The sequence below is a fragment of the Vibrio sp. 811 genome, assembly GCF_033339195.1.
Genome location: NZ_JAWOUB010000217.1, coordinates 1 through 865 on the forward strand (window position 1 = coordinate 1; position 865 = coordinate 865).

Consider the following 865-nt stretch of genomic DNA (forward strand, 5'->3'; position numbering starts at 1 on the left):
CTATGACGTAGAAGAGAAAGCGAAAGCAGGCAATGCTCATGCACAAAAAGTGCTTCAATCTTGGGCGGATGCTGAATGGTTCCTATCTAAGCCTAAGCTTGAAGAAAAAATCACGCTGACTGTCTTTAAAGTGACAGGTGAAACGAACACGGACGATCTTTCTCCAGCTCCTGATGCATGGTCTCGCCCTGATATTCCAGTACACGCGCTTGCGATGCTGAAAAACGAACGTGAGGGTATTAACCCTGACCAGCCAGGCACCATCGGTCCAATCAAACAAATCGAAGAGCTAAAATCAAAAGGTCACCAGCTAGTGTACGTTGGTGATGTTGTTGGTACTGGTTCTTCTCGTAAATCTGCAACTAACTCAGTGCTATGGTTCATGGGCGATGATATCCCTTACGTACCTAACAAACGCGCTGGTGGTTACGTGCTTGGCGGTAAAATTGCACCTATCTTCCTCAACACAATGGAAGATGCGGGCGCGCTGCCTATCGAAGTTGATGTAACGAAGTTGAATATGGGCGACGTTATCGACGTTTACCCATACGAAGGCAAAGTATGTAACCACGAAACAGGTGAAGTGCTCGCTGAGTTTTCTCTAAAAACAGACGTGCTGCTTGATGAAGTACGTGCTGGCGGTCGTATCCCACTGATCATCGGTCGTGGTTTAACAGATAAAGCGCGCCAAGCTCTAGGTCTTGAGTCTTCTGATGTATTCCGTAAACCTGGTGAAGTCGCTGATTCTGGCAAGGGTTACACGCTTGCACAGAAAATGGTTGGTAAAGCATGTGGTGTAGCAGGTGTTCGTCCGGGCACTTACTGTGAGCCTAAGATGACAACCGTAGGTTCTCAAGATACAACG

1 pseudogene is annotated in these 865 nt (G+C 47.4%); it reads left to right on the forward strand.

Annotation, left to right across the window (positions count from 1 at the left end):
- Positions 1 to 865: pseudogene (locus R7Q46_RS25920) on the forward strand (aconitate hydratase B); the annotation flags it as partial.